Here is a 6,791-nt window from a genome sequence, read left to right as displayed (position 1 = left end):
TGATCTGCTCGTCCTTCTTCCAAGGTGATGGGAGATTGACGCGATTATAGCGATCGAATGCGTCAGCGTAACCATAGACGACCTGGTCTCCATCGACGTCCATCTCGAAGGTGTCGGGGCGCTCAGTCAGCGCGAAACCCGGGAGCGTCGTGTCGACCCAGCGAAGGCCCCAGCCGCCGACATCAACCAGCGTCTCGGGAAACACGATCTCGATCTACCCATCGCGTTCAATGGCGAGGCGCGGCAGTGTCAGCACCTTGCCTTGCACGACAGGCGATGAGGTCGCCGCATGGCGTGAGATGAAGAGCAGGTTTGATTTTTTGCAGTCTAAGTCTGCAAGGGTCAGTCAATTGCTGACACTGGCTCGAACACCGATCTAAAATGCGCAACTGCTGACCGGCGGTTTCTGTCTCTCAGTGGGAATCCGCCCCCTAGAATCCTCGGGTGAAACTCGGGTGAATTCGGGAGGTATTCCCTCTATGTTCTCTATTCCATCCGGCCGTGGAGAACTGAAAAGATGAGAGAATTCAAGTAAATCGGGCGCTGCCACTGTGTTGACATCGCAGGGGTCGCAAGTTCAATCCTTGCCACGCCCACCATTAAAAGCCCGCCGGATCGCCCGATCCGGCGGGCTTTTTCGTGTCCGCCGAGCGCAATTTCAAAGGCGCGGCGCCGTGCTCGCGACGTCCGCTCAGCCGAACGTCGCGGCCGTGTGCGCCAACCGTTCGTCGATCTCGCCACGCGACGCCGTCACGCCGAGGTGCTTGGCGATCACCGGCCAGTCGGCCAGCGCATCACGCACTCTGTCGATGATCCCGGCGATCGTCCGATCTGACAGGCCGTGCCGTCGTCCCAGCGTTACGACCTGCGCCCGGGTCGGCGTGCGGCCTTCGCCTTCGACGGCGAGGTAATGTTCACCGCGAGGGCCGTTCGAGAAGGTCAGGTCGTAAGCAGGCGCGAGCCGCCATTCGCCGTCGGCATCCACCAGGTAGCTGTGCTGGCGCGTATGATCATCGCGATTGTGCGCGAGAATGTTGAACACCATCCGGCGAAAGGCCTGCTCGACGTCGCCGGCGTGGCGGGTGATCGCTCTTGTTGCGCGCAACAGTCCATCATAATCGATGCTCGGCACGTCGGGCAGCGCCTCCAGCGCGCCTGCCAGCGACACCATGTGCAGGCGGCGGCCGGGTGACGGGCGATCGAACCGGCGGGTCGCGAAATAGCCGAAACCGTCTCTGGCCGACAACAGCCGCGACGGCGCCATGTCGATCCCGGCGGCGCGGGCCATTCGAGCATAGGCTTCTTCGACGGGGCCAATGTCGACCGGATCGACCGTGGCGCGGAACTTGACGATCCACTCGTCATGGCCATCGGCAGCGGCGTTCTGGCAAAGCGTGCCGTCGGTGGCGATGCCGATGCTCACCTTGGGCCGCGCGCCGCCGGATGCGCCGCCCAGCCGGGCCAGCGTGTCAATGAGGTCGGTGTCCTCGCCCAGCAGCAGAAGTTGCGATTGCTTGGCCAGCGCGTCGAGATCGATCGCGCCCGGGTCGTCCGCCGGTGTCGTCGCGGGCTGATAGACCAGCGCGCCCCGCCCGCCATTGCCAACGAGCGCGAGCCGATCGACGGCGGAGAGTGTTTCCAGCCGGACGCCCAGCTTCGCCAGCCGCCGCTTCATCAGCAACCGCCCCCAGGCGTCCGGCAGGCTGCCGGCGAGGAAGCCGTGCAGCCCGTCAAAGTCGCGGCCGCGCGCCGCTTGCAGGCCCGCTTCCGGTGGGTAGAGCAAGGGATCGATCCGCAATTGGGTCGCGATCACCTCGGCTGACCATTCCAGCTGCGCCAAGCCGCCTGCCACCGCGAGCCGACCAATGGGCGACGAAGGCGCGCCTTCGTCCAACAGCAGACTGATCTCGAGGGGGGTGCCGGGCGCGAGCTTCACGACGATGCCTTCGATGGTGGTGCGCGCAAGCGCCGCTTCGGCGCTGCGACCTGCGCCGCCCGCTGCTGTTGCAGCAGGGCATCCATCGACGTGGCGGCAGGCTCAGGAAACAGCGCGGCGAGGTCGCGCTCGCACCGCAGGGCGATCGCCGCACGGACCAGGTCTTCGATCGACGCCTTGCCTTCGCTCTCCAGTCGACGCCAGGTACGATAGGCGACGCCGGCCCGGGCGGCGGCGTCAGCCTGGGTGAAGCCCATCGCGAGTCGCCGGGCCTTGATACGCTGGCCCAGCGCAAAGGCCAATTCGCGCGGCGTTTCTATCATTGGCCTTATGTGGCCAATAAACGCGCTTTTGTCAATTATATTGCCCAATTAAGGACGCTATATGATGAATGATGGCATCGTTCGCTGTCGCCAAACCCGGCGCTGACCAAGGGGCGGGGCGCGGCCCCGGCGCTTGCATCCGCTGCGAAAGCGCGGAAAAGGAAGGGCAGGCTAGGCTGCGCAGGAAAAATCATGGAAACGATCGTCGACCGGCTCGAAGCGAAACGCGCAGGCGCGCGATTGGGTGGCGGGCAGAAGCGGATCGACGCGCAGCACGCCAAGGGCAAGCTGACCGCGCGCGAGCGGCTCGATGTGCTGCTCGATGCCGGATCGTTCGAGGAACTCGACATGTATGTCGAGCATAACTGCGTCGATTTCGGCATGGCCGACCAGATCATCCCCGGTGACGGCGTGGTGACGGGCAGCGGCACGATCAACGGACGGCTGGTGTTCGTATTTTCGCAGGACTTCACCGTGTTCGGCGGCTCGCTGTCCGAGCGGCATGCGCAGAAAATCTGCAAGATCATGGACATGGCGATGAAGGTCGGCGCGCCAGTGATCGGGTTGAACGACTCAGGCGGCGCGCGGATTCAGGAAGGCGTGGCGTCGCTCGGCGGCTATGCCGAGGTGTTCCAGCGCAATGTGTTGGCGAGCGGGGTGGTGCCGCAACTCAGCCTGATCATGGGGCCGTGCGCGGGCGGGGCGGTTTACTCTCCCGCGATGACCGACTTCATCTTCATGGTGAAGGATTCGAGCTACATGTTCGTCACGGGCCCCGATGTGGTGAAGACAGTGACCAACGAAGTCGTGACGCAGGAAGAACTCGGCGGCGCGATCACGCACACCACCAAGTCTGGTGTCGCCGATGTCGCGTTCGACAATGACATCGACGCGCTGCTCGCCGCGCGCGATTTCATCGATTATCTGCCCGCGTCGAACCGCGAAGGCGTGCCCGAGCGGCCGACCGCTGACCCGTGGGACCGGATCGAGGACAGCCTCGACACGTTGATCCCGGCGAGCGCCAACCAGCCGTACGACATGCACGAATTGATCCGGAAGATGGTCGACGAAGGCGATTTCTTCGAAGTGCAGCCCGCGCATGCGTGCAACATCATCGTCGGCTTCGGGCGGATCGAGGGGCGGACGATCGGCGTGGTCGCCAACCAGCCGATGGTGCTGGCGGGCGTGCTCGACATCAACTCGGCAAAGAAGGGCGCGCGGTTCGTGCGCTTCTGCGATGCGTTCGAAATTCCGATCGTGACGTTGGTCGACGTCCCCGGCTTCCTGCCCGGCACCGCGCAGGAGCTGAACGGCATCATCAAGCACGGCGCCAAACTGCTGTTCGCTTATGCCGAAGCGACCGTGCCCAAGATCACGGTGATCACGCGCAAGGCTTATGGCGGGGCCTATGACGTGATGGCGTCGAAGCATCTGCGCGGCGATTTGAACTATGCCTGGCCGACGGCGGAAATCGCGGTGATGGGCGCGAAGGGCGCGGTCGAGATCATCTTCCGCGGCAAGACGCCCGAGGAGATTGCCGAGCGGACCGCGGAATATGAAGCGCGGTTCGCCAACCCGTTCGTGGCGGCGTCGAAAGGCTTCATCGACGAAGTAATCCAGCCGCACTCGACGCGGCGGCGGGTGGCTTTGGGGTTACGCAAGCTGCGCGGGAAAGTGCTGGAGAACCCGTGGAAGAAGCATGATAATATTCCCTTGTGAGGAGATGATTGGATGAGCCTTGTCCCCGCATTTTTTCTGGCGGCGATGGCGGCTGCCAGTCCCGGCGCCGATGTGCTTGCCGTCGAACGCGCGATTGCGCAGGCGCAGGTCAAGAACGACATAGCCACGATTGAGGCATCGCTTGCCCCCGGCTACACCTTCACCCTGCCCGACGGGAAGATCGTGACCCGCGACCGCTTTGTGGCCGATATGCGCACCTGGTGGCGTCCCTTGGCCGTCGAGAATAGCGAGCAGCAGGTCCGGGTCATTGGCTCGGTCGCAATCATCAACGGCAAGGCGCTTTATCGCTGGCAGGCCAAGGGAAAGCCGGTCGAGGAGGCGCGCGAGCAATATACCGATACCTATGCGCTCAGCGACGGGCGGTGGCAGCGCGTCGCGTCGCACTCTTCATGCCTTTCGGGGCGCTGCACCTGAACTTTAGGGTCGCCGAGCCAACATCACGTTGAACGACGTTGCACGCCGCCAAGCCCGGTATTACAATGACCTTATAATGCCAAGGAGCCTGCCATGCAGACCGAACGGGTCACCTTTCTCACCAGCGCCGACCAGAAGGCCGCGCTCGATGCCTTTGCCAAGGGGACCGGGATGTCGGTCGGGCATGTGCTGCGCGAGGCGTCGAGCCAGTATATGGCCGAAGCGCCGCTGGGCGATGATGAGAAGCTGGCGATCCTGGTCGCCGAACTCAACGAAGCGGTGCCCGCCATCGCGGAGAGTTTCGACCGTATGATCGCGTTGATCGACAGCGCGCACGACGAATTGCGGCAACTCCGGGCCGAGCGTGCCGGGTTGCGCACGCAGTGAGCGCGTTCGGGGATGCCTATAAGGCAATCGAGAGCGTCATCCTGCTTCGCTCCCGCGTCGAGGCACTGGAAAAATCCGTCGGCAAGCTGGTCGATGAAATGAAGGAGCAGGGTCGCGATTTGTTTGATCATGAGCGACGCCTGATCCGCATCGAGACGATGATCGAAATGACGCGCGGCGGCCCCCGCACGCCAAGGATCACCGAATGAAACTCGGCCGCCTCAACCATATCGGCGTTGCAACGCCGTCGATCGAAGCGTCGATCGCGCTGTACCGTGACGTGCTGGGCGCGACGAAGATCCACGCGCCGTTCGATTTGCCCGCGCAAGGGGTGAAGGTGTGTTTCGTCGACACCCCCAACACCCAGATCGAGCTGATCGAACCGCTCGGCGACGCATCGCCGATCCACGGTTTCCTCGCCAAGAACCCGGCGGGGGGGCAGCATCATGTCTGCTACGAAGTTCCCGACATCCACGAAGCCAAGGCGTGGTTCGAGGCGAAGGGCGCCAAGGTGCTCGGCAAGCCGCGCATCGGCGCGCACGGCACCCCGATTTTCTTCGTCCACCCCAAGGATATGGGCGGCGTGCTGACCGAGATCATGGAGACGCCGAAAGCACCGCATGACTAGCCTGAGCGCCTGTTTTGGGTTAGCGGTGCGCGATGGATGAGAGTCGTCGCATCAGTTTTGACGTGGATGACGCGACGCTGGCCCGCATTGAGGCACTCGCGGACATTGAGCAGCGCAGTGTCGCCGACATCGCCGCCGAAGCAATCCGCGAGCATCTGGCCACACTCCAGGACTATCATGCGGCCATCGACGAAGGGCTTGCCGATTTTGCGGCAGGGCGCTTTTGGACCCATGAACAATTCCTCGAACGCCGCGCGGAAAGTCGGCGTGCCTGGCTTGCCAATCACACGTCGTGAGGTTGTTCTGGTCGGCGATGGCCGAACGTGACGTTCATCGCATCTGGTGTTTTCTTGCCGCGCGCAGCGTCGCCTATGCCGACCGGGCGGAAGCCAAGTTGCGCGAGCGTGCCGAGTCACTTGTCGACCACCCGCGCATCGGCAGGCCGGTTCGGGGGGAACATGAACGCGAATTGTCAGTGCCCGATTTCCAATATCGAATGGTCTATCGTATCGCCGACGACCAAATTCGGATTTTGAGAATCTGGAGTACGCGCGAACAAGGGGAGAGGGCATGACCTACGAAATGATCCGCACCGAGCGCCAGGGCGATGTGCTCGTCGTCACGCTCAATCGGCCCGAGCGGCTCAACGCCGCGCCGCCACAGATGTTCGAGGAAATCGGCCACGCGATCGAAAATCTCGACGGTGCGCGCGCGGTCTTGATCACCGGTGAGGGGCGCGCCTTTTGTTCGGGGGCGGACCTCGCCGGTCGCGATCAGGCGCAGGTGTCGCCGGCCGAACGCGCGAAAAATTCGCTGACTAACAGCTACAACCCGACGATGCTCAAAATCGCGCACGCGCGGGTGCCGATCGTCAGCGCGGTGAATGGTCCGGCAGCGGGCATCGGGTGCAGCCTCGCGCTCGCCGCCGATTTCTGCATCGCGGGCGAGAGCGGCTATTTCCTGCAAGCCTTCGTCAATATCGGGCTGGTGCCTGATGGCGGCGCGTCTTGGATGCTCGCGCGGCTGGTCGGCAAGGCGCGCGCGACCGAAATGATGCTGCTCGGCGAGCGCATTTATGGCCCCCGCGCAGCCGAATGGGGGCTGATCCATAAATGCGTGCCCGATGTGGTGCTGATGGAGGAAGCGATGGCGCTGGCAACGCGGCTCGCGGCGGGGCCGACGGTCGCGCTCGGGTTGATGCGGCAAGGCCTGGCCGCCGCGCTTGAGAGCGAATATGCGGCGGCGATGGCGGGCGAGGCCGAGCGCCAGTCGATCGCCGGGCAGACCGAGGACGCCCGCGAAGGCGCGATCAGCTTCCTGCAGAAGCGCAAGGCCCAGTTCAAGGGGGCCTGAGCCTCCCAAC

11 protein-coding genes are annotated in these 6,791 nt (G+C 63.8%); 8 read left to right on the top strand and 3 right to left on the bottom strand.

What is annotated here, in order from left to right; all coding sequences use genetic code 11:
- From K2W81_RS06505 to K2W81_RS06495, 3 genes are all read right to left on the bottom strand, one after another.
- The coding region (locus K2W81_RS06505; RefSeq protein ID WP_294102400.1) for a hypothetical protein at nucleotides 1-205 on the bottom strand (205 nt) is incomplete at its 3' end.
- A 486-nt stretch (nucleotides 206-691) separates the two neighbouring features.
- Nucleotides 692-1,936: a type II toxin-antitoxin system HipA family toxin gene (locus K2W81_RS06500; protein WP_294102399.1), complete on the bottom strand. Its 1,245-nt coding sequence runs from the start codon at nucleotides 1,934-1,936 to the stop codon at nucleotides 692-694.
- Nucleotides 1,933-2,259: a helix-turn-helix domain-containing protein gene (locus tag K2W81_RS06495; protein ID WP_294102398.1), complete on the bottom strand. Its 327-nt coding sequence runs from the start codon at nucleotides 2,257-2,259 to the stop codon at nucleotides 1,933-1,935. Before K2W81_RS06495 ends, K2W81_RS06500 begins: the two co-directional genes overlap by 4 nt.
- 192 nt (nucleotides 2,260-2,451) lie before the next feature.
- Here K2W81_RS06495 and K2W81_RS06490 point away from each other — a divergent pair, with 192 nt between their 5' ends.
- The 8 genes from K2W81_RS06490 (at nucleotide 2,452) to K2W81_RS06455 (ending at nucleotide 6,781) form a co-directional block, all read left to right on the top strand.
- The gene (locus tag K2W81_RS06490; RefSeq protein ID WP_294102397.1) at nucleotides 2,452-3,978 is read left to right on the top strand and encodes an acyl-CoA carboxylase subunit beta; all 1,527 of its coding nucleotides are present in this window, start codon (nucleotides 2,452-2,454) and stop codon (nucleotides 3,976-3,978) included.
- A gap of 12 nt (nucleotides 3,979-3,990) precedes the next feature.
- Entirely contained in the window at nucleotides 3,991-4,413 is a 423-nt protein-coding gene (locus K2W81_RS06485; protein WP_294102395.1) for a nuclear transport factor 2 family protein, read from the top strand.
- Between the two features lie 93 nt (nucleotides 4,414-4,506).
- Nucleotides 4,507-4,800: a hypothetical protein gene (locus tag K2W81_RS06480; protein ID WP_294102392.1), complete on the top strand. Its 294-nt coding sequence runs from the start codon at nucleotides 4,507-4,509 to the stop codon at nucleotides 4,798-4,800.
- Nucleotides 4,797-5,009, top strand: a complete 213-nt coding sequence (locus K2W81_RS06475) for a hypothetical protein (RefSeq protein WP_294102390.1) — start codon at nucleotides 4,797-4,799, stop codon at nucleotides 5,007-5,009. The genes K2W81_RS06480 and K2W81_RS06475 overlap by 4 nt, the downstream gene beginning before the upstream one ends.
- Nucleotides 5,006-5,428, top strand: coding sequence for a methylmalonyl-CoA epimerase (gene mce / locus K2W81_RS06470; protein ID WP_294102389.1), 423 nt, complete (start codon nucleotides 5,006-5,008; stop codon nucleotides 5,426-5,428). Before K2W81_RS06475 ends, mce begins: the two co-directional genes overlap by 4 nt.
- Nucleotides 5,429-5,460: 32 nt before the next feature.
- Nucleotides 5,461-5,724 carry a hypothetical protein gene (locus tag K2W81_RS06465; RefSeq protein WP_294102387.1) on the top strand — a complete coding sequence of 88 codons (264 nt, stop codon included), beginning with the start codon at nucleotides 5,461-5,463 and terminating at the stop codon, nucleotides 5,722-5,724.
- A gap of 17 nt (nucleotides 5,725-5,741) precedes the next feature.
- Nucleotides 5,742-6,002, top strand: a complete 261-nt coding sequence (locus K2W81_RS06460; protein ID WP_294102385.1) for a type II toxin-antitoxin system RelE/ParE family toxin — start codon at nucleotides 5,742-5,744, stop codon at nucleotides 6,000-6,002.
- Nucleotides 5,999-6,781: an enoyl-CoA hydratase-related protein gene (locus tag K2W81_RS06455; protein WP_294102383.1), complete on the top strand. Its 783-nt coding sequence runs from the start codon at nucleotides 5,999-6,001 to the stop codon at nucleotides 6,779-6,781. The genes K2W81_RS06460 and K2W81_RS06455 overlap by 4 nt, the downstream gene beginning before the upstream one ends.
- Nucleotides 6,782-6,791 lie beyond the last annotated feature (10 nt).

The sequence above is a fragment of the Sphingomonas sp. genome, from assembly GCF_019749955.1.
Taxonomy (GTDB): Bacteria; Pseudomonadota; Alphaproteobacteria; order Sphingomonadales; family Sphingomonadaceae; genus Sphingomonas.
This window is presented reverse-complemented; position numbering and strand designations above follow the sequence as displayed.

Bases quoted from the DNA above. Each gene is read 5' to 3' on its own strand.
- K2W81_RS06480 (WP_294102392.1), top strand. From the start codon at position 4,507: ATGCAGACCGAACGGGTCACCTTTCTCACCAGCGCCGACCAGAAGGCC.
- K2W81_RS06455 (WP_294102383.1), top strand. From the start codon at position 5,999: ATGACCTACGAAATGATCCGCACCGAGCGCCAGGGCGATGTGCTCGTC.
- K2W81_RS06495 (WP_294102398.1), bottom strand. From the start codon at position 2,259: ATGATAGAAACGCCGCGCGAATTGGCCTTTGCGCTGGGCCAGCGTATC.
- K2W81_RS06490 (WP_294102397.1), top strand. From the start codon at position 2,452: ATGGAAACGATCGTCGACCGGCTCGAAGCGAAACGCGCAGGCGCGCGA.
- K2W81_RS06460 (WP_294102385.1), top strand. From the start codon at position 5,742: ATGGCCGAACGTGACGTTCATCGCATCTGGTGTTTTCTTGCCGCGCGC.
- mce (WP_294102389.1), top strand. From the start codon at position 5,006: ATGAAACTCGGCCGCCTCAACCATATCGGCGTTGCAACGCCGTCGATC.
- K2W81_RS06485 (WP_294102395.1), top strand. From the start codon at position 3,991: ATGAGCCTTGTCCCCGCATTTTTTCTGGCGGCGATGGCGGCTGCCAGT.
- K2W81_RS06465 (WP_294102387.1), top strand. From the start codon at position 5,461: ATGGATGAGAGTCGTCGCATCAGTTTTGACGTGGATGACGCGACGCTG.